The 20,364-nt window shown below is 32.0% G+C and carries 19 protein-coding genes; 4 read left to right on the forward strand and 15 right to left on the reverse strand.

The genetic code is table 11. From position 1 onward, the window contains the following. Positions 1-26 precede the first annotated feature (26 nt). Complete coding sequence (locus ABD077_RS13320) at positions 27-530, reverse strand: hypothetical protein (RefSeq protein WP_343912781.1); 504 nt, start codon at positions 528-530, stop codon at positions 27-29. A 248-nt stretch (positions 531-778) separates the two neighbouring features. Continuing rightward, a complete protein-coding gene (locus ABD077_RS13325) occupies positions 779-1,498 on the reverse strand; it encodes a DUF1223 domain-containing protein (RefSeq protein WP_343912782.1) in 720 nt (239 codons plus the stop codon). 43 nt (positions 1,499-1,541) lie between these two features. Between ABD077_RS13325 and ABD077_RS13330 the strand changes: the two genes are divergently transcribed. The 4 genes from ABD077_RS13330 to ABD077_RS13345 all read left to right on the forward strand — a co-directional run bounded on the left by ABD077_RS13330 (position 1,542) and on the right by ABD077_RS13345 (position 5,227). After that, positions 1,542-2,189 carry a DUF4159 domain-containing protein gene (locus ABD077_RS13330; RefSeq protein ID WP_299602573.1) on the forward strand — a complete coding sequence of 216 codons (648 nt, stop codon included), beginning with the start codon at positions 1,542-1,544 and terminating at the stop codon, positions 2,187-2,189. 4 nt (positions 2,190-2,193) lie between these two features. After that, positions 2,194-2,712: a TrmH family RNA methyltransferase gene (locus tag ABD077_RS13335; protein ID WP_343912783.1), complete on the forward strand. Its 519-nt coding sequence runs from the start codon at positions 2,194-2,196 to the stop codon at positions 2,710-2,712. Between the two features lie 88 nt (positions 2,713-2,800). Continuing rightward, positions 2,801-3,889, forward strand: coding sequence for an AI-2E family transporter (locus ABD077_RS13340; protein ID WP_343912784.1), 1,089 nt, complete (start codon positions 2,801-2,803; stop codon positions 3,887-3,889). Between the two features lie 150 nt (positions 3,890-4,039). Continuing rightward, positions 4,040-5,227, forward strand: a complete 1,188-nt coding sequence (locus ABD077_RS13345) for a THUMP-like domain-containing protein (protein WP_425545866.1) — start codon at positions 4,040-4,042, stop codon at positions 5,225-5,227. Positions 5,228-5,244: 17 nt separating this feature from the next. Here the strand turns inward: ABD077_RS13345 and ABD077_RS13350 are convergent, their stop codons facing one another. From ABD077_RS13350 to ABD077_RS13410, 13 genes are all read right to left on the reverse strand, one after another. Then, positions 5,245-5,913 (reverse strand): response regulator transcription factor, encoded by a 669-nt coding sequence (locus ABD077_RS13350; RefSeq protein WP_343912786.1) that lies wholly within the window; start codon positions 5,911-5,913, stop codon positions 5,245-5,247. Further along, positions 5,910-6,716 (reverse strand): sensor histidine kinase, encoded by an 807-nt coding sequence (locus ABD077_RS13355; protein ID WP_343912787.1) that lies wholly within the window; start codon positions 6,714-6,716, stop codon positions 5,910-5,912. Before ABD077_RS13355 ends, ABD077_RS13350 begins: the two co-directional genes overlap by 4 nt. A gap of 600 nt (positions 6,717-7,316) precedes the next feature. Continuing rightward, positions 7,317-7,739: a hypothetical protein gene (locus tag ABD077_RS13360; RefSeq protein WP_343912788.1), complete on the reverse strand. Its 423-nt coding sequence runs from the start codon at positions 7,737-7,739 to the stop codon at positions 7,317-7,319. Positions 7,740-8,040: 301 nt separating this feature from the next. Beyond that, positions 8,041-9,348, reverse strand: a complete 1,308-nt coding sequence (gene flxY / locus ABD077_RS13365) for a flexirubin biosynthesis putative acyl-CoA ligase FlxY (protein WP_343912789.1) — start codon at positions 9,346-9,348, stop codon at positions 8,041-8,043. 4 nt (positions 9,349-9,352) lie between these two features. After that, positions 9,353-11,020: a C45 family autoproteolytic acyltransferase/hydrolase gene (locus tag ABD077_RS13370; protein WP_343912790.1), complete on the reverse strand. Its 1,668-nt coding sequence runs from the start codon at positions 11,018-11,020 to the stop codon at positions 9,353-9,355. Then, a complete protein-coding gene (locus ABD077_RS13375; protein WP_343912791.1) occupies positions 11,020-12,561 on the reverse strand; it encodes a phytoene desaturase family protein in 1,542 nt (513 codons plus the stop codon). The genes ABD077_RS13370 and ABD077_RS13375 overlap by 1 nt, the downstream gene beginning before the upstream one ends. A gap of 3 nt (positions 12,562-12,564) precedes the next feature. Beyond that, positions 12,565-16,242 (reverse strand): MMPL family transporter, encoded by a 3,678-nt coding sequence (locus ABD077_RS13380; RefSeq protein WP_343912792.1) that lies wholly within the window; start codon positions 16,240-16,242, stop codon positions 12,565-12,567. Then, entirely contained in the window at positions 16,235-17,443 is a 1,209-nt protein-coding gene (locus tag ABD077_RS13385) for a DUF2062 domain-containing protein (RefSeq protein ID WP_343912793.1), read from the reverse strand. The genes ABD077_RS13380 and ABD077_RS13385 overlap by 8 nt, the downstream gene beginning before the upstream one ends. A gap of 84 nt (positions 17,444-17,527) precedes the next feature. After that, on the reverse strand, positions 17,528-17,998 hold the full coding sequence (locus tag ABD077_RS13390) for a hypothetical protein (RefSeq protein WP_343912794.1): 471 nt from the start codon (positions 17,996-17,998) through the stop codon (positions 17,528-17,530). A 10-nt stretch (positions 17,999-18,008) separates the two neighbouring features. Beyond that, entirely contained in the window at positions 18,009-18,374 is a 366-nt protein-coding gene (locus tag ABD077_RS13395; RefSeq protein ID WP_343912795.1) for an ApeI family dehydratase, read from the reverse strand. Position 18,375: 1 nt separating this feature from the next. Then, entirely contained in the window at positions 18,376-18,996 is a 621-nt protein-coding gene (gene lolB2 / locus ABD077_RS13400) for a flexirubin biosynthesis protein LolB2 (protein ID WP_343912796.1), read from the reverse strand. Continuing rightward, positions 18,977-19,606 (reverse strand): flexirubin biosynthesis/transport protein LolA2, encoded by a 630-nt coding sequence (gene lolA2, locus ABD077_RS13405; protein WP_343912798.1) that lies wholly within the window; start codon positions 19,604-19,606, stop codon positions 18,977-18,979. The genes lolB2 and lolA2 overlap by 20 nt, the downstream gene beginning before the upstream one ends. Continuing rightward, a complete protein-coding gene (locus ABD077_RS13410; RefSeq protein ID WP_343912799.1) occupies positions 19,599-20,321 on the reverse strand; it encodes a polysaccharide deacetylase family protein in 723 nt (240 codons plus the stop codon). The genes lolA2 and ABD077_RS13410 overlap by 8 nt, the downstream gene beginning before the upstream one ends. Positions 20,322-20,364: the final 43 nt, after the last annotated feature.

The following is a 20,364-nucleotide window of genomic DNA, read 5'->3' on the forward strand; positions in this document are numbered from 1 at the left end:
TGGTTTTTGATTGATAACGTATTAGATTAGTGTAGACAGCCCATGTATACCATTGACGATTTTATATAGGCACTAGGCACAAATTCTTTTGTTTTTCTTAAAAGATCTTTTAACGAATCATCATAAATTTGATTTCCAGATACAATAACTATATAATACCCTTTAGAAAAACCACCATATGCACTTGACCATTCTATACTTACAAAATCTCCATCATCATATCGTCCTCTTGCCACGTAGCAAGGATATCCCCAATTACTTCCTTCGCATTCCTCTTTAGACCAAGTTAAACCTAAATTCTCATCACTATACTCTAATTTTCGTAGATCTAATGGCAATTTTAATTTTTCAGCAATTGATGTAGCGCTTGAAAGCGCTTCTTCGTAATTAGTCGTAGAAGCTGCAATTAGAAAATATTTCTTTACTTCGGTTGTAACATCTTCGTTCTGAGCATGGGAGACACATAAAAACATCCCAAAAAATAAACACATCAATACCTTTTTCTCAAAACTATTATCAAATAAAAACATCCTTTTAAATTTATTGGAAAAAGAAATTTAACTAAATACGATTATGTTAACTAGACGCCGAAACGACTTTTTTGTTACGTTACTATTTGCGCTAGATTTTTGCTCTATTATATTTAAGCTTACAACGAATCTATTTCTTAGCTAAAAAATCTTTGAATAAAACATAAATTTATGCAATAAAATCTATACAAAAAAAGTCATAACTATATCACTAGTTATGACTTTAACGTATGTAAAAAAGTAATTAATCAGATAGATACTTTTGCAGCACCTGTAGTGATTAATTTATTGTTTTGAGTATATGCGATAATTGTCAATTCATCCTTATCTTCTACCCAATCAGGTATTGTAATCTGAATAGAATCTATATCTTTAGTACTTATAACTCTATTAGCTACTATATTAGAGTTTTTAAGTGTTCTATTTCGATTTTCTCCTCTTTTAATTTTTGTAATCCGTTCGGATACCACCAATGCTAATGTGATTTGCTCAAAACTTTCTCCTTCTACTTCATAATTTATAGCAATGATTTCACCTTTTCGTTTGGCGTCCTTTAATTGAATAATATTATTTGTTGTTTGTTTTGAATAATTACGAATAGCAGAAACTGCTTTACTACTATTAGAACCTGTAAAATGTTCGCTCCCGTTAACTACCAACTGTGGAGTATAGATAGATCTGCTATTAAACTGTTGTGCATAATCCCGCTGATAATCCGTAAATCCTTCGGTACTAAAAGGATCTTTCCAACCTAATCGATTCCAGTAATCAACGTGATAAGACAATACAAAAACGTTATCATCTTTATACTTTTCTTTTATTACATCCAGCAATTCATCTGCTGGAGGGCAACTACTACATCCTTGTGATGTAAATAGTTCCATAACTACAAAAGACTTATCTTCTTGTTGTGCATTGGCCCATGAAGAAATTGTGATCGTTAATAGTATCAAAAGGTTTCTTATCATCTTTTTTATTTTAGTACTTTTAGAATCTCTTATTTAGACGATGATGGTAACAAAACTTACAAGTTTTATCGGAGTATTATTCTTTAGTGCGATGCTAAACGCTCAGGATATTGCTATTTTACATTATAATGGTGGTGGTGATTGGTACAGTAATCCAACGGCATTACCTAATCTTATTAGTTTTTGCAATCAGAATATCAATACAGCCATGAGCGCTAAACCTAAAACCGTAAAACCGCAAAGTGTAGATATCTTTCAGTACCCATATATCCATATGACTGGACACGGAAATGTATTTTTTACAGAACAAGACGCCGAAAATCTACGTAACTATTTATTAAGTGGAGGTTTTTTACATATTGATGATAATTATGGGATGGAACCTTATATTCGAAAAGAGTTAGTTAAAGTTTTCCCAGACATAGAATTGGAAGAGTTACCTGCTTCTCATCCTATTTTCTCTGCAAAATTTAAGTTTCCTGATGGCTTGCCAAAAATACATGAACATGATGGAGAAAGACCGCAAGCTTTAGGAATTACCCATGAAGGCCGTTTGGTATTGCTTTTTACTTTTGAAAGTGATTTAGGTGATGGATGGGAAAATCCAGAAGTTCATAACGATCCTGAAGAAGTAAGACAAAAAGCACTAAAAATGGGTGCTAATATTATCAAATACGCTTTTGAAAACTAAATTCATGTCTTCACAGCTTCATCACGACAATACTACTTTTATCAAAAAACAATTTCCTATTACTCTTGTTTGTGATCGAGTAAATGCTCCCGCTAACATTGGCAGTATTTTTAGGATAGCAGATAGCTTTGGTGTAGAACATATTTATTTCTGTGGAGAAGATCTTACCATTATTAGTAAGAGAATGCAGCGTACTGCTAGATCTACTCATAACTTTGTGAGTTATGAAGAACAGGAAGATATTGTGACTGTATTGGATACCTTACAAGATAAAGGATACAAAATAGTAGGTTTAGAAATTACAGAAGATAGCATTGAAATTGCAAATTATACCTTTTCTGCAAACGATAAAATAGCATTGGTAATAGGGGAAGAAAATTTAGGAATTTCCGAACATATCCTCACAAAACTTACAAATAGCGTACATATAAATATGTATGGAAATAATAGCAGTATGAATGTGGCAACCGCCACTGGTATTGCGTTATATGAAATCACAAAGCAAATGATGATTGCTGATTGATCGAAAGTAATTGCAAAAAATAACCTAAAAGTATCCATGTTAGCTATGCGGTTTATGCTAACTTTGGGACTCCAGAAAAATTATTCATATGAATTCAAAAATAATAGCATATGGTATTCTAAGGGCTCTTGGAGTAATTGTTGGAATACTTATTTTACTTTGGTTTTTATATAAAATACAGTCCATACTTATCTACATTGCTTTTGCTGCCGTATTTTCTTTAATGGGTAGACCATTGGTATTGTTTCTAAAACGAAGATTGAAGTTTAACAATACCCTGGCGGTCATGTTTACGTTATTTATTTCTATTGGTCTTTTCATGAGTCTTTTTCTACTATTTGTTCCTATTATTGCGGAGCAAGGTCAATTAATTGGTGAAATTAATATTAATGAAGTTGGAGATGACCTAGATCAATTGAATCAAGAAATAAGTGACTATTTTAACGTAGAAAAACTGAATTTTGTAGAATTGATTAAGCAAACAGACTTGATGGAATTCTTTGATTTAAAAGCTATTCCAGATACTATTAATAATTTTTTAAGTGGTTTTGGTGCTGTACTCATTGGACTATTCCCTGTACTTTTTATTTCCTTTTTTCTTTTGAAGGATAGCAAACTTCTAGAAACAAGTTTACTAGTTTTTGCAAAAAAAGAAGATGAAACTAGGTTTATGAGGGCTTTTACTAAAATCAAAGATTTATTGTCTCGTTACTTTGTTGGTCTGTTACTTCAGGTGCTGATTTTATTTGTTCTGTATACCATTCTACTTTTAATTTTTGGGGTTCATAATGCGGTTGCTTTGGCACTTATTGCAGCTATCTTTAATTTAATACCATACGTAGGACCCCTTTTTGGAGGCGCTTTGGTATTAATCCTTGCGACTACTAGTAATTTGGGTGCAGATTTCCAATCGGTAATACTGCCTAAATTATGTTACATATTAATAGGTTATATCATCATTCAATTAATAGATAATTTCCTAAATCAACCTTTAATTTTTGGTAATAGTGTAAAATCACATCCTTTAGAAATTTTCCTTGCCATACTTATTTTTGGAGCATTATTTGGCATTGGGGGATTGATTGTAGCCGTACCATTCTATACAGCGATAAAAGTAATAGCCAAAGAGTTTTTATCAGAATATAAGATTGTAAAACAATTGACAAAAGAGTTATAATACTTCTTAAGAAAAGAACGCAATAAAAACTTATCATATGCTATTGTTAGTCTGAGCTTGTCGAAGACAATTTAATGTTTGATAGAAAAGCACTTCGACAAGCTCAGTGTGACATTTAAGAATGACAAACTGTACTTATTAGATTTTATATTGAATCCAAAAATATTACATAGCGAAGTTCAAGACTACGTTTTCGAAACATCCGAAGGTCCGGTTGATATTACAAAATTAATACTATCCCGTAGTTCTTTTGAAGGTATTAGCAGCAAAGAACTTGCGCAGCAAATTAATGGAAGAAACAAAGCAAAAACCAAACTTCCTCTTTGGTATCAAACGAGAGACATTTATTATCCGCCAACCATTAATCTAGAACAAACCTCATCAGAGGTGACTGCTAAGTATAAAAGTGAATTAGTCTCTGGTGATTTCTTAATCGATATCACTGGAGGATTAGGAATTGATGATTATTATTTTTCTAAAAAAGTTTCTAGAGTTATCCATTGCGAACTAAACGCTGAACTTAGCGAGATAGCCAATCATAACTTCCAGGTATTAGGAGCTACTAATATCCAAACTGAAACAGGTGATGGTTTAGTTACTCTAGAGAATTTAACCAAAGTTGACTGGATTTATATCGACCCTTCACGTAGACATGATAGCAAAGGGAAAGTATTTTTTCTGGAAGACTGTTTGCCTGATGTTCCCACACATTTAGATTTTTTACTATCCAAAAGCGATCATATTTTAATTAAAACATCTCCTCTACTCGACATCAATGCTGGTATCAAATCATTACGATTTGTAAAAGAAATCCATGTTGTTGCCGTACAAAATGAGGTTAAAGAATTGCTTTGGGTCATTGAAAAAGATCATACCAATGATATTGCAATAAAAACCATCAACCTTACCAAAGATGGTCGACAGGAATTTTCATTTTTGTATGAAGAAGAAAAAACTAGTATCCCTACTATATCTGCACCAAAGAAGTATTTGTACGAACCGAATGCTGCGATCATGAAATCAGGAGGTTTTCTAAGTATATCAAAGAGTTTTAAAATTGAAAAACTCCACAATCACTCTCATTTATATACTTCTGACACATGGATCGAATTTCCTGGAAGAAGTTTTGAGATCCTTCAAATCATTCCTTATCAGAAAAAAAATATCAAAAAAGCCAACATTACTAAAGCGAATATTACCACACGCAACTTTCCTGAAACCGTATCGGGTATTCGGAAAAAATTTAAAATAAAAGACGGTGGTGACACCTATTTATTTTTTACCACTAATAGTGATAATGAAAAGATTGTAATTGTATGCAATAAGCCTTCGTATTAAAATAATTATTTATTTTTTTATAACTCTGCGTTTCTAACAAATATCTGGTTTTCGATCGCATGAATCACCAAACCTGCTATATTTTTAGAACCTGTTTTTACCAATAAATTATTTCGATGTCCTTCTACTGTTCTTGGACTGATAAATAATTGCTCAGCTATTTCAGAAGTTGTTTTCTGTTCGCAGATAAGTTTTAAGATTTCACGTTCTCGTTTCGTTAAATACTCTTCATCTCTAGACTGTTTGCCAGACTTTAGCGAAGCTTCTTCTAGCATGGTCATTACATTCTCATCATAATAAAATCCTTTTATTGCTACGTGATTAATGGTATTCACCACTTCGGTAGGTGTTGCATTTTTTGCCAAATATGCTACCGCTCCTTGCTGAATCATATTGGTAATAAATGGTTTACTATAATAACTAGTTAATGCTATAATCTTGATATCTGGAAATTTCTTCTTTACGATCTTTGTAGTTTCTACACCATTAAGATCTGGCATTTTTAGATCCATTAGAATAATCTCTGGTAAGTCTCTGGTATTATCTAATTGCTTAATTAAATCATTACCATTTTCTGCCTGAATGTTAATATCAATATTTTGCTCTTTATTTAGGATAAATGTAATTCCTTGTCGAAATAATGTTTCGTCATCGGCTATCGCTAATTTAATAATGTCTTTCTTCATTGTTTAGGTGTATTAGTGCTGATGTTAAAAGTTGCTCCCTTACCAATCTTACTATCATATGAAAGTTCCCCATCGAGTATGTCTACTCTACTTTCGATATTTTTAAGACCAATCCCTTTGTTCTTATTTACAGATTCCACATCGAAGCCTGTTCCGTTGTCTGAATATTTAATGAATACTTGTTCATTTTCTTCATTCATTTGTAAAGTGACCTTAGTAGCGTTACCATGTCTCACGGAATTATTAAGTAATTCCTGAATAATCCTGAAGATATGCAATTCATTGTTCTTAGACAATAAATTGGTATAAACAATATTGTGATCGATCTGTAATTTTTGGCTACAAATAAACTCATCGCAAAGTTCTTCTATTGCCGCCTGCAATCCAAAATTTTCAAGAATCGGAGGTAATAAATTATGCGCTAATCTTCTAGAGCTTTCTAACGTTTTGGTAGTAACAGCAAGTATATGCTGAAGGGTTCGATCCTTTTCGTCTTCTTGTAGATTCCCATCGATTAGAAAATTGGTACTTAAACTCACTACATTTAGTTTAGAGCTAATAGCATCGTGTAAGTCCTGAGCAATTCTTTTGCGCTCTTCTTCTTGTACTTCGATGGTGCTATGCAGTAAATCTTTTTGGTAAGAGATCTCCAGATTTGCTTTTTCTAGTTCTGCTGCAATTATTTTTTTACGAGAAAAGAAAAAGAAAAGTACCAACGATACTGCCATTAATAGCAACACCATAATAGCAATTAAAATAATCACTATGATCTGTGAATCTTCTTGTAATAATTCTTTCTCCATTCAATAAAGATTAAGATTTGGAAAATGATGTATAAAATAACATTCGATTTAAAAAGTAAATCATAAGTTTTTACTGGAATATTAATATCAAAAATTAAATTTCCGGACGCAAATATTAAACTACTACATATTAAATATAAAAACACACCAATATTAACATAAATAAATAAAGAATCTTTTTCTTGTAAGGAGTTATAAAAATACTTGATAGAGTAAACAATTAAAAGTAATTGTGTAACAGTCATGCCTATACCATTATACTTAAAAAAAAGGCTTGTATCACTTAAATACTGAAATAACAAAAACAATAATACCGGAAAAAGTAAGAAAGTTACCCACTTACTGTTTAGCAATATCTTATAAAAAAAAGACAAAACAACATACTGTAATATCAAAAATATATTTGTTATAAAAAGATTGTTTTTATGAAAAACTGAAGCAATCACAATCATAGAAATCTGTGTGATACAACTAATTAAAAGAAAAAAAGTGAAAATTTTAAAAGCCTTATTTTCATATAAGGCCTTTAAATATAAAATAGTATTCACAATTAGTAAAATTGTAGAAAAAAAACCCAAGTATCTGGTTAACTCCATTCTATTAATTCAGTGGACTGTTTGGATCACAATATGGTGGACAAGGATTAGTTAAGTCATACAAACCACTTTCTGGACCATCACTTATTTTTCCATCAGCTAATTGTACCTGCCCATTAATTATATCTCTATAGATCCCTTCATCATCTTTTTGAGTTCCTACCAAAATTACTTTTTCCAAGTTAGCTCCAGATTTCTTCATTTCTATAGCCATGTAAGCACGAATATCCAAGGATTCTTGATTAGCTTTCTGTTGAGCCTCTGCAGCAACATCATCAGCTAAAATGCCCATTTCATTTAATACTTCGATAAGATCAACTGCAGGTATCAAGTAAGCTCTGCTATTTTCTGGATATTGCGTTCTCCATCTTTGTGTCCAATCCTGAGCTGTTGCTAAAGAAATTGTGTTTTCGTTGTTTGGATTCATTGTGTTTTTAGATTTAAATTAGTAATTAGATTAAACGTACAAAATATGGAGTAAGGGTATAATAACTTTACAAGTAGTAATAACGAAATTATTATAACTCATAAAGATTTTTCTAAAATTAGAATAATTCCTACTTAAATCGTAAAGTTTTATAGAAAATTTTCTGTCAATTTAAACAGAAATCCTTCTTGTGATTGAAAATCAAAGACATAAATAAGAACATCCATCCCCAACCCTTCCTTCAAAGGAAGGGAGTTAAGAAGTCTCTTTAGTAAGGATATTTATTAAGGAGACGTTTATTTTAACTCTTATCTGTAGATACTAATCCCCTTGAATCTATAAACGAAATGGGTTTTCTGCTCATCTCTGGGAATTTTTTAGCTTTTAATGCCTCTTTAGAATTTAATACCAAATCTGGTACTACTCTAAGGTTGGCTCTAAGATGTTCCTTTAGTTCTTTTTGTCGCAATGCAGATAGAGTATCGGATATATGAATTAATAGTTTATCAGTACCCAAATCTCCTGTAATCACCTCAATAACATACATTCCCAATCCTTCGAAACTAGTTAACACCTCGATAACGCTTTGTGGATACAAAGTAGTTCCTTTGTATTTGATCATATGCTTCTTTCTGCCCAAAACTGGGCTTAATCGCATCGTTGTTCTACCGCAAGTACAAGGTTCTGTATGCGCTTGTACCATATCACCAGTGGTGTAGCGAATTAGTGGCATTGCTTCAATTCCCAACGTAGTAATTGCTAACTCTCCCACTTCTCCTTCTATTACAGGAATACCTTCATCATCTAAAATTTCGGTGATGATCAATTCTGGACGATGGTGTCCTCCCTGATGGGCGGAACATTCTGTAAACGCAGTGCTCATCTCGGTAGATGCATAGGTAGAATACAATTCTATATCCCACTTTTCTTTAATTTTACTTCCAAGGGTATTCAACTTAAAATCTTGATCTCTTAGTGGTTCTCCGATACAAATGGCAGCTTTTACAGAAGAACTATTATAATCTATTCCGTTAGCTTCTGCATAGGAAATCAGTTTTAATAAAAAAGAAGGGACTACCACCAAATAAGTAGATTGAAAACGATGTATAGAATCCCATTGTAATTCTGGAATTCCGGATCCTACTCTAACCATAGCCGCTCCTAATTTTCTGGTGCCTAGAAAATACGCTAATCCAGCCATAAATCTACGATCCAAAGTAGTTGTGAGCTGTACCACATCATTTTTAGTAACTCCCGCAGTAGCAAAAGAAGTAGCCTCATTATAGGCCAATCGCTGCAAATCTTTTTCTGTAAGTGCAAAAGTAACCGGCTTCCCCAAGGTACCCGAAGTAGTTACATAATCTACAATCTCTGATTTTGGAACACATAAAAAATCATCATTATATGCTTGTAAATCATCCTTGGTCGTAATAGGTAGTTTTTTAAGATCTTCTACCGTATGAATATCAGATGCTGAAAGACCTAGTTTATCAAACAATCGTTTGTAGTAAGGAGAGTTTTTTAATACAAAAGAAATTAACGCTGTGAGTTTTTCGTTTTGCATTTTTGTTATCTCCTCTTGTGTAGATCGTTCAATATCCTGAGTCATCAGCTTAAATTTTTCGTTCACATTTTCTAATATACTTCTGTATATTTTTCACATCTGGAACTGTAGTTACTTCTCTTTTTAATGCTAGCTTAAAAGCTATTAATGCTTTTTTATACTTTTTATGAGTATAGTAATACTCGCCCAATACATAATAAGTAGCCCAATAATTAGTATTTAAATTCTGAAATGTAATAAGCTCATCATCAGAAATAGCTATTTCATTTTCGGTAGCGCTTTCTATCTTTCTACTTAAAACTCTGAACGCTTCATAGTTCTCATATGTTTTGGTGTGAATAAAAGGATCTTCTGGAACATTCATTTCTTCTGCGGCAATCACTACTTCTTCTTTTTGCACAGCGATGCTATCAAAAACCTCATCCAAATCATACGCTACAAACTCTCCCATTTGATAAGGATTGGTAGACACCCACACTCTTCTTTCTTCTGGCTGAAAAACAATACCATGGTGTGCTAACATCTGATTTAGTGCTTTTTCATTTCCATAACCAATCAGTTTATCTTTTAGTCCTTCTCTATTTCTTAAAATGGCAACTGCCTTTTCTGGGTTTAGTTTATCATTTTCTGATAAGAGTTCGGTCATTCTTTGATATCTATAAAAAGAATGACTCTCTTCTATCGCTTTTTGGTTGCGTTTATCTTCTTTATAAGAATCACTCTGAAAATGATTAGAACAAATCAATTGATTTGAATTAGGAACATTATACACTCCAAAATTATCAGGAGAAACTTCTATCAAGGCTGCTCTTTTATCTTTGGCACTACCGATCATAATAGATTCTGAAACAAATACTTCTCTTTTTCTTGCAATCGCTACTGCTTCTTCTATAGTCGAGGCATATTGTAAAATTTCTCTGGTAAGTATGGAAATAGGAGTTTTGGCAATCAAAGGAATTTTTGATTTTCCTGCATTAATGGTAACGGTTAATCCCGTTTCATTCATACCAGATAATGCTCCCATCATTCCGGCCCAACCATATGTCATAAATTTATAACCGTCAGAAGGATTCATGAAGGTAACCAGTTTCTCTTTGGAAAAATCGTCACCTGCATAGAAATCAAAATTACGACCTATTAACAGTTTTCCATCATCAGTTTTATCGCCCCAAGCGGCAAAGGAAGTACATCCTACCAACATTAGATCTTGCAATGCATGACCAATGTCATGAGCTCCATGCGCATAGAGCATACGTACATAAGGCTCGGCGAAATCATTATAATCATTGGAAGCATAACGAGAAACTCCGTAAATCTCCGTTTTAAACTCTTCTGGAACATTAAGATGTAGCTTCCTATTATACCAAGCTACCACTTTACTTAAGAATCTTAAATAACTTTCTGAAGGCACTAATTCTGTTACTTTTCCAATAAAAGCATCTTCCTGAATTTTTATTAACTCTCTACTCAGACTTCCGGCAGCAATACCTCTTTCTAGTGGTTTTCCTTCTATATACAGTTCCCATAAACCTTGCTTATTTTTTCGCAATAGATTATTATTGAGCGTAAAGAATGTATCACTATGTTTTATTCTTGTGGTATCTACTGTTTCTATTCCTGAAATATCAGGTCTTGCTTCTAGTGATTTTTTAACGCCACAAGAAGATACCAGTAACACTAGAAATACCAAAAATATATGATGTAAACAACGCTTCATTAGGAACCTAACAACTCTTTTTCGGCTAAAGCACTTTTGATATCCTTCAGCAATTTTTCCTTCCCTACCAATTCTCCACAAGTAACTACAGCACTAATGGTAACACCTAATACTCCATGCATATTTAATCCTTGCCCTGTAAATAATAAATTAGGAATCTTAGTTCTAGGAGATAAAAAAGATTTCATTGGATTGTCTGCATCTTTTGCAAATCCGTACATAGATCCTTCATAACAACCGATATAGTCTCTGTATGATAAAGGTGTAGAGGTATGCACAGACTTTATGCATGATCGAATATTTGGAAACTTCTTTTCAATTTCTTTGAGGTAAGCTTCTATTTTTCTTTGCTTAAATTCTTCATAATCTTCACCTCTTTCATTTTTTTTCGCAACCGTATTAAAGGTATCTGCCCAAGGAGCAGTTTCTTCAAAACGCATGTACGCTATCGATGTTAAGTTTTCGGCATAACCAGGGTTTTTAAGATCCTCATTCATTGATATTAAATACGCTTCTGGCCAGTTCTCTTCCTCATACTCCTGCGTAGTCCATACTTTTTCTTCTGTATTCGTGTGATAATAGTTTTTATTCAAGTAAGGGAAGGTTCCTTTTTCAAAAACGATATAAATGCTAAAGGAAGAAATGATGCTTTCTGTATTTTGGATCCTTTTGTAATACAAATTCCTGAAGCGTTCTTTACCAATAATCTGCAAGGTAAGTTTAGGATCTACATTAGAAATAAAGTTATCGCCATAGAAGGTATCTCCTTTGGTTGTAGAAACAGATACTATTTCTTTTTCTTCAAAATTAAAACTATTAACCTCCTGATACTTATAAATTGTTCCGCCTAAGGCTCTAAATCTCTTCACCAAGAGTTTTGCTATCTGACTTCCTCCTTGTATGCATCTCCAGGCACTTTCCATATACGAATTGATAGACAATGCGTGTACATAGAAAGGTGTTTTATCTGGATCACCAGCATATAATAAGTTGGATCCTGCTAGTACCGCTCTTAATTTTGGATCTTTTACTACGCTATCGATATAATCTTTTGCTTTTAGTGTCAAAAGATCTTCTCCATAATAGCGATCTCCTTCTTCTAAATTGTACAGCGGAAATTTATAACAAGTATCTTTTACTTTCTGCACATATGTCTTTATTCCTTCCTCTTCTTCAGGAAAAAACTTAACCAATTGCTTTACAAAATTATCATACCCTTGAGCATGCGGATATTCTTTTTCATCTCCATCAAAAGTTATAACATCATACGCATCTAAATTCATTCTTTTGATCTTAAGATCATCCATGATATCCAGGTACGAAAAGTACTGATATAAATTTTGTCCTTTATCTAATCCTCCTATATAATGAATTCCGGTATCGAATATGCTTTTATCTCTTACAAAGGTCTGTAGATTACCTCCAAACTGATTGTTTTTTTCTAGTACACATACTTTTTTACCTTCTTTGGCAAGAATGTTCGCAGAAACCAATCCTCCTAGTCCACTACCGATAATAACAACATCAAATTTATCTTGCATGTATTATATTCTATTCAAAACTGTTAATCCAAATTCTTGAGAAGACACTTTAAAAGTTTCTTTCAATAACTCGGAAAGATAATTTTCTTCAGAGAACAAAACGATACGTTTTATATCCTCTGATACTATTTTTTCTAAATGTTGTGGTTGTACTGGTGTAGCTGTATGTAACAAAAGTACATCAAATTTCGACGATGTCAAATCTTCACTATCCACAAATTCTATTTTGTTTCTAATTGTAGTATAGCAATTTTTTACAACACTTAATTTTTCACTATCCGCTACTATTCCTTTAAGTTTAGCATACGGTCTTTTAAAAGAAATATATAGCAATAACTGTCCATACTGATCATCATATACCAAAACTCGTTCTTTATGATCAATATAACTAGTAGCTTTATAAAATCTTTCTTTGTTTTCTGAATAGTCCGATGCTACTTTTCGATAACAACTTTTATACCTATAATTATTCAGCAATGCTTTTTTATAGTAATCTACGCCTTCTAAGTCACTCTGTAACTCTGCATATTGATCTTTGAAATATGTACTTATCTTTTTCGTTCTTTCGGCATAACCTTCGCCAAAATCAACATTATCATTAGTGATTCTAGGTAATATCTTTAATTGAATAGCGCCATCGTGGATAATAAAATCTCCTTTTGGAGATACCTGTGCATTTCCATGAATAACCACTGGTAAGATATCTAAATCTAATTCCTGCGCTAAATAAAAAGATCCTTTGTGGAATCTACTCATTTTTGCAGTATTCGTTCTACTACCTTCAGGAAATGCAATTAATGAATATCCCTGCTTTACTTTTTCTCTAAGATGTTCTACACCTCCTTCTATACCTGAAGAAACCGGGTAAAAACCTGCTAATTTCGCAGCACGACCAAAAACCGGATTATCATATACCCAATCTTTTACTAAAAATATAAGTTTTGGATATAACATTCCTATAGAAATAATATCCAAAAATGAAGAATGATTTGCTATAATAATGCATTGCTTTCTGAAATCTTCGTTTTCTGTATTATACACTCTCTTTTTTACAAAAGGATTAGAATATAACACGGATCGCATTAATTTAGAAACTACTCTATGAAAAACACTCATTTTCTTTTTCATCTTTGCAGGAAACCATGGAATGATCAGACTACTTAGTAGTGATACGATAAATCCTCCAATAATGAAATACCCAAAACTAAATATTGACCATAGTGTTTGTCTAAGTCTTAAAGGTGTTAGACCTTTCTTTACTCTATTTGTTATAAAAGTTCTGAATAACATTGGCTGAATGGTAAAAGCCACCAAAACAGCCGATAAAATCCCTATTAAGGATACTGTAGATATTGATCTTAATGCAGGATGTTTTGCAAAAATTAAAACTCCAACTCCTAAAATTGTAGTAATAACCGATAAAAGAATGGAAGTTTTATAAGTCGGAAGTTCTTTTACACCATAAGTAAACTCTTTTATTAAACCATTGGTAATAAAAATGCTATAATCTACTCCCAGACCAAAAATAAATGTAGAAATAATTACATTAAAAATATTAAAATCTATTCCTAAGATTTTCATGACTCCTAAGGTTATCACCCAGGTTATTGCAATCGGTAATGCTGTGATAAGAGTAAGCATAGGATCCCTGTAAAACAGAAGTAGTAATGCTACCACTGCTATTAAAGAATATCCTATCAACGAATTGAAATCGTTTTTAAGATTCCCTAACAACGTTTCATTTAACTGCTTACGATCAATTACTACTGTGTTAGAAATCTTACTTAGTGATGCATTTAGTTGATCTGTATTTTCATGACTTACTTTAATTGCAGAAACTACCGTTGCGAAGTTAGGTTCGGTAGTCACAAACTCTTCTAAGTACAATTCTTTGATATTTTGATACTCCTCGAAACCAATAGGATTAATTTTATTGGTAAGCATTGCATAAAACTGATGAAAGGTCTGCGGTTTAAAACCAAGAACATTTCCTTTTTCTATCAATAAATTAGTGAGAGAATCTCTACGCTTTTGCGTCCAAAATTCATTCCAGAGTTTAATTTTTTCCTGCTGGGCTTCTTTGGATAAAACCACACCTCCTACAGAACTAAAATTAATGATCTCTTCATTAATTTTCTTTTTTTCTAAGGTTTTAAACAGCTTATTATTGGCATTTAATGCTTCATTTAGAGAAGAACCGTACGAAACCAAGTAGATTGATTTGGCTTTATTATTATTAATACGATCTAAATCTTCTTCTGCCGCCAACAACTCTTCTGGTTGGTAGTTCATCGTATTTAAATCTGTATTAAAACCGACTTTATGGAATAAAAACAAGCCAATAATAAATATCAAGCTAATCAGCCCGATTAATACTTTGTTCTTATGAAACTTGATTTGCGAAACTCTATCAATAAATGTTTTTCGCTCACTTTTTACAGTTTTAGAAAAGCGATATACTTGCGGAATAAATAATAAAGCAAATACAGAGGCTCCTACTACACTAATTGCTGCAAAAATACCCAGATCATTTAATGCTTCTGATTTCACAAAAACCAAACATAAAAATGCTACCGCCGTTGTTAAACTACTCATAAGAACTGGCATAGAAACATCTTTATATAATTCTTTTACATCATTATTGTTTCTAAAATGCGTAAGAATATGTAAGGAATAATCCAATGTGATTCCTAATAATACTGAACCAATTCCAAGTGAAATAGCTGATATCTTACCTTTGATCAAATAGAGAATCGCAATAGCTACAATAGCTCCAAACACCGTTGGCGTAAAGATAATAAGAGGTACCGCTAGTTTTCTGTAAAAGAAAATAAGTATTAGCAATAAGATCGTCATCGCGATACTTACAGTAAGTTGAATATCACTCTTTATTTGTTTTGCATTGGCTACAGCGTATAATGTAGATCCAAACAAAGTGGCACTTGCAGTTTCCTGATAAGTACTATTTAAGTCTTCTGTAATTCGCTTTAATTCTTCTACAAAGAGCGTATTCTCACCTGTTTCATTCGTTGCCAATGCAGGTGTTAGAAATAACAAAAGATTTTTTTTGTCTTTGGTAACTAAAAAACCGTTATACAAATCATAATTATCTCCTAGTTGAAGCTGCGCAAGTTTTTGAAGACCTTTTGGCGTTAATGTTAATGGATCTTTTACTATATATTTTTGTGTTACTAAACCTGCTGGAGAGATTAAAGACTTGTAATTGTTTTCTATTACTTTTGTGATAGAATCTGGATTGATCTGTCTATCGATAGCTTTATAATCTTCCTCCGTTAGAAAGAAAGGAAGATGCTGATACACAAAATCGTATAATTCCATTACATTATCATCGGCCACTTTCCCTTGTATTTTTTCAACATATTTTGGCAAATGTTTATTGATAGAGTCAATATAAGAAGCTGCATATGTAGTGAGGTTATCAGGATTCTCGCTTCTATTAGAAATATTTACAACTATCTTATCTGAAAAAGAAACAGTCTTGAGTACTTTTTGGGTAACTTCAGATTTATCACTATTAGGTATCAATCGAGTTATATCTTCTTCGAACCCAATTCTACTAGCAAGAAATGCAAAAATTGCAATACACCCAACAATTATTGGCCAGGCAATTAATTTGTTTCGCCTAATATATTGATATAAGGAAAGAAAAAAATTATGCATCCACAGCCTCTTTTTTAGATTTGCGAAAGCTAAAATACAAATACGCAATGACTCCTGAAATTGATGAGACTAGTGTTGCTAAAATTATACTTCCCAAAATATATTGACCCAAACCCTTAAAAACATCCGTTCCTGATTTAATATCTTCTATATTTAGTGTAGCATCCATTTCTTTACCCATGGCAATAGCTCCTATCTGATAGCTACCATAAATTATAAAAGGAATTAACGGTGGAATACTAATATTAGAAAACAAAAAGGCAATAGCTTTATTGAGTTTTAATAAAACTGCCAGTGATATTACTAAAATTGTTTGGAAACCCCATAATGGAGCAATACCTATAAAAAGACCCAAAGCTATAGCACTGGCTTTTTTTACAGGGGAATCATTACTTCTTAATACATTTTCTCTCCAATATTTTTTAAAGCCTTTTTTTTTTACTTTCCCGATTAATCGTTTAGGCAGATAAAAAAACAATGTTAAGGTAACCAACCAAGTATTTAAAATGCTGATTCTGGTAAAATCTTTAAAAGGTCTGAAGTGAGAAACTCTTTCGGTTTCATCGTATAGCACCTGTACGGGTATATTTCGAACTTCGACATTTCTCCAGGCAAGTTTTACAATAACTTCTATTTCTAACTCAAATTTTGTAGTAAACAGTTTTAGTTTACTAATCTCTTTGATTGGATATAATCGATATCCCGATTGGGTATCTTTAAGTTTTATTCCTGTTTCTACATAATACCAAAAATTAGAAAACTTATTTCCAAAACTACTTTTTCCTGGTACTGTAGGATCATCCATATTACGCGATCCTATAAGTAATAAAGAAATTGCTGGATCTTGCTTTTCAAGCTCATTTAAAAAAACAGGTAAATCGCTAGGAAAATGCTGACCATCACTATCGATGGTAATCATATAATCATACCCTAATTCTGACGCTATCTTAAAACCTTCTCGCAATGCCATTCCCTTTCCTTTGTTTTCGGGAAAGGTTATTATTTTAATGGAATTTTTATATTGCTCTAAGATAGTTGATGTGCTATCGGTTGATCCATCATTAATGATAATGATCCGATCCGTATATTTCATAACACCCTGAATTACTCTATCCAAAGTTTTATGATTGTTATAGGTAGGAATAAAAACACAACAATTTAGTGTTTCGAAACGTGAGTCAAATAAAGTCTTTTCTGCCACAGCGCTATTTTTTCCGATGCAAAAATAGCATAATAATAATTTTAATTATAAAGGAATTGAAATTTATAGAAGTAAGAAACTATATTATTTAAAAGCTTCAGAAGTAGACATGAACCCTTTTATAAATTTCTTCAATTTAGGAGAGGATACTTTTTCTATATTATTAGTTAGAAAACTTTTGTCTTCGTCCTTGTTTTTGTTGTATCTGGTAATTCTAGGTGCGCTGGTTTGTACACTTAGTCTTATCATTCTTAATTCTATATTATCCGGCTCAACTTCTATAGCTGCTTCAATTAATTTTTTACCTTTTCTAAAAAAAGATATTTTCTCTCCTGTACGATCTGCATAAGAAGCTTTTAGTGTCAATGCGCATCCGTGATAAGCAGATAAGACCGGATTTCCCTGATAATCAGTATTCTGAGTAGCCTTATAAAACTTCTCTGTATTTTCTTTAGTATCCTTGGCATATCTATATAAATTCCTTACTTCTACAATATCTGTAGTAGTTGTAAAACTTGTAAAAAGCAATCCAATAAATAATGTTAAAAATTTCATAACAACTGATTTATAGTTTAGTAAAAGTGATCACTACCTTTAAAGCTACTGTATCATCATATTTTACAGTACTTTTAACTTTAATCTCTTCATCGGAGTCTTTAAAGTCATTGGTAATCTCTAAATCTGGATTCTTTTCAGGATTGATAACCGCCATAAACTTTACATTAGACGATTTTTTCATAAACAAAGAACAACCTATTCTCTTTTCTGTCAATTCCTTAATAATCTGCAACGTACATACTCCTGGTGTAACAGGATTACCAGGGAAATGACCTTTAAAGATATCATTATCCGGATTTAATGTGATAGTCGTAGTCTGCACACCATCCCTTACAGAATCTTCGTTAATTTTATATAAATCAGCTATTAGCATATTATTTTAAAAAGTTTAATTCAATATTTAGTTTAATATTTTTATGATCAATCTTTATATTTTTTGCTACTTGATCATCTGATACTTTGTTGAAAGACACGATTACTTTTTCTTTCATTTTCGTCGCCTGCACAATCTTATCTAATCTTTTATCAGAAAGCTTGTAAAAATAATAATTACTTCTTTTCCCTTTTCTATTTTTTAGAACATTGTAAGAATCATTATAATACTTTCCAATAACAGGTCCCTTTTCATCCACTACTACTGAAAAATCTCTAATTAAAGTGTTTAAGATTATTTTTCTATTCAATTGTTCTACAACACTATTAATCTTAAAAGAATCATTTTGTAATTCAATATCAAAAAAAGTAGATCCAAACTGAGAAGTAAACACAATACGATGTTTATCTTCTGATACCTTTTTTATTATTAGAATACCACTAAATTCATTACCATAAACCCTTATATCTGCTTTATAAACATAATCAATAGTGGCGCTTGCAAAATATAAATTCTCAAACACATCAGATTCTTTTACATCTGACTCGATATAATCTTTTACTGTCGTTACTTTACAACTATAAACGCTAAGAAGGAGTATGCTAATGTACAAATACCGCATCTGGAATTGGTTTGTTAACAGATGTGTTTTTAAATTTAATAAGCGTATAATCACCAGAAGGTTCAATAAGTTTTACACTAGAGACCAGATAGCTTTTAGACTGAAAACCTAATACAATCTCTTTAAACATATTCTTTAATGTTTGGTCTTTAGGGGATAATTTGGCTATATAAACCCTTTTATTTTTATAAAAACGCATTGCAAACTGTGATTCATTGAGCATATCACCGCTAACACTTTTCGCTATAAGGTCATTTAATTTTTTAAAAACCTTATTCGAAGCCAAATTAATGTCGCTTTTCTTACCTGCATCATTAATGTATAACTTCTTATCCTTAAAAATTACGCTATACTCATAAGGTTTTAAATAAGACCATTTAATAATATTAGGCGATTTGAAATATAAATCTCCATTACTTTCTATATCATTAGAAAGAAAATCAATATGTTTTAATTGGGTAAAAGTATTAACAATAGTCTTAGATTTCTTTGCGCTGGCACTTACGGCATTTACGAAAGAGATAGCTTCTGTCTTGTTTAATTCAGTTTCCTGAGCCTTTACCCATGAAATACTAATAAAAAAAATAGCACTTAATAAAAATCTAAGCATATGCCTGTATCGAAAATAGTTCATCTATCGTAACGGTTGTAAAGTTATTCCTTTGCAAAAATAGCAACAATTGTTCCAATACTGACAAAGTAATAGTTTTTGTATCATGTAGTAAGATCACATCGCCATTTTTTAGGTTTTTGGTAATTCTTCTCAGAATCACTTTTTCAGAAGGAATGGTTGTGTCAAAAGACCTTTTATTCCATCCAATTACAGAATGACCTGTAGCTTTTACAGCTTTGGCAATATTTGGATTCGTAATTCCATATGGTGGTCTAAATAGTAAAGGCCTTTTTGTTGTATATTTTTCTATAATATGATCCGCATCTTTTATTTCATTCGTAAATCGTTCGGTACCATACATATCAATTAACTTATCATGACTAAAGGTATGATTACCAATCACATGATTCTTTTTAGTAATTTCTCTTAAGATATCAGGATATTTCTCTACTTGCTTACCTATGCAAAAGAAAGTACATTTCACATCATACTTATCTAATATTTTTAGGACTTCCAACGTATTGGGATCAGGACCATCATCAAAAGTAATCGCTATCTTTCTTTGATTAATCTTTGAATTATTACTAAGACTTTTTAAAAAATAGCCAGATCTAATATTCGCTACACCATACCCTGTAATTAATAACCAGATGAGTATTAAAACAAATAAACTCCACCAAGGGAGTTTATCAAATATTATTGCTGCTAGCATCAACGAGCCAGCTATAACACTTATAATATTAACTATATTTCTA

The organism is Aquimarina litoralis, from assembly GCF_039523995.1.
GTDB lineage: Bacteria > Bacteroidota > Bacteroidia > Flavobacteriales > Flavobacteriaceae > Aquimarina > Aquimarina litoralis.

What these genes read in the sequence shown, in the direction of transcription:
- ABD077_RS13320 (WP_343912781.1), bottom strand. Translation starts at nt 530, where the DNA reads ATGTTTTTATTTGATAATAGTTTTGAGAAAAAGGTATTGATGTGTTTA.
- ABD077_RS13325 (WP_343912782.1), bottom strand. Translation starts at nt 1,498, where the DNA reads ATGATAAGAAACCTTTTGATACTATTAACGATCACAATTTCTTCATGG.
- ABD077_RS13330 (WP_299602573.1), top strand. Translation starts at nt 1,542, where the DNA reads ATGGTAACAAAACTTACAAGTTTTATCGGAGTATTATTCTTTAGTGCG.
- ABD077_RS13335 (WP_343912783.1), top strand. Translation starts at nt 2,194, where the DNA reads ATGTCTTCACAGCTTCATCACGACAATACTACTTTTATCAAAAAACAA.
- ABD077_RS13340 (WP_343912784.1), top strand. Translation starts at nt 2,801, where the DNA reads ATGAATTCAAAAATAATAGCATATGGTATTCTAAGGGCTCTTGGAGTA.
- ABD077_RS13350 (WP_343912786.1), bottom strand. Translation starts at nt 5,913, where the DNA reads ATGAAGAAAGACATTATTAAATTAGCGATAGCCGATGACGAAACATTA.
- ABD077_RS13355 (WP_343912787.1), bottom strand. Translation starts at nt 6,716, where the DNA reads ATGGAGAAAGAATTATTACAAGAAGATTCACAGATCATAGTGATTATT.
- ABD077_RS13360 (WP_343912788.1), bottom strand. Translation starts at nt 7,739, where the DNA reads ATGAATCCAAACAACGAAAACACAATTTCTTTAGCAACAGCTCAGGAT.
- flxY (WP_343912789.1), bottom strand. Translation starts at nt 9,348, where the DNA reads ATGACTCAGGATATTGAACGATCTACACAAGAGGAGATAACAAAAATG.
- ABD077_RS13370 (WP_343912790.1), bottom strand. Translation starts at nt 11,020, where the DNA reads ATGAAGCGTTGTTTACATCATATATTTTTGGTATTTCTAGTGTTACTG.
- ABD077_RS13375 (WP_343912791.1), bottom strand. Translation starts at nt 12,561, where the DNA reads ATGCAAGATAAATTTGATGTTGTTATTATCGGTAGTGGACTAGGAGGA.
- ABD077_RS13380 (WP_343912792.1), bottom strand. Translation starts at nt 16,242, where the DNA reads ATGCATAATTTTTTTCTTTCCTTATATCAATATATTAGGCGAAACAAA.
- ABD077_RS13390 (WP_343912794.1), bottom strand. Translation starts at nt 17,998, where the DNA reads ATGAAATTTTTAACATTATTTATTGGATTGCTTTTTACAAGTTTTACA.
- ABD077_RS13395 (WP_343912795.1), bottom strand. Translation starts at nt 18,374, where the DNA reads ATGCTAATAGCTGATTTATATAAAATTAACGAAGATTCTGTAAGGGAT.
- lolB2 (WP_343912796.1), bottom strand. Translation starts at nt 18,996, where the DNA reads ATGCGGTATTTGTACATTAGCATACTCCTTCTTAGCGTTTATAGTTGT.
- lolA2 (WP_343912798.1), bottom strand. Translation starts at nt 19,606, where the DNA reads ATGCTTAGATTTTTATTAAGTGCTATTTTTTTTATTAGTATTTCATGG.
- ABD077_RS13410 (WP_343912799.1), bottom strand. Translation starts at nt 20,321, where the DNA reads ATGCTAGCAGCAATAATATTTGATAAACTCCCTTGGTGGAGTTTATTT.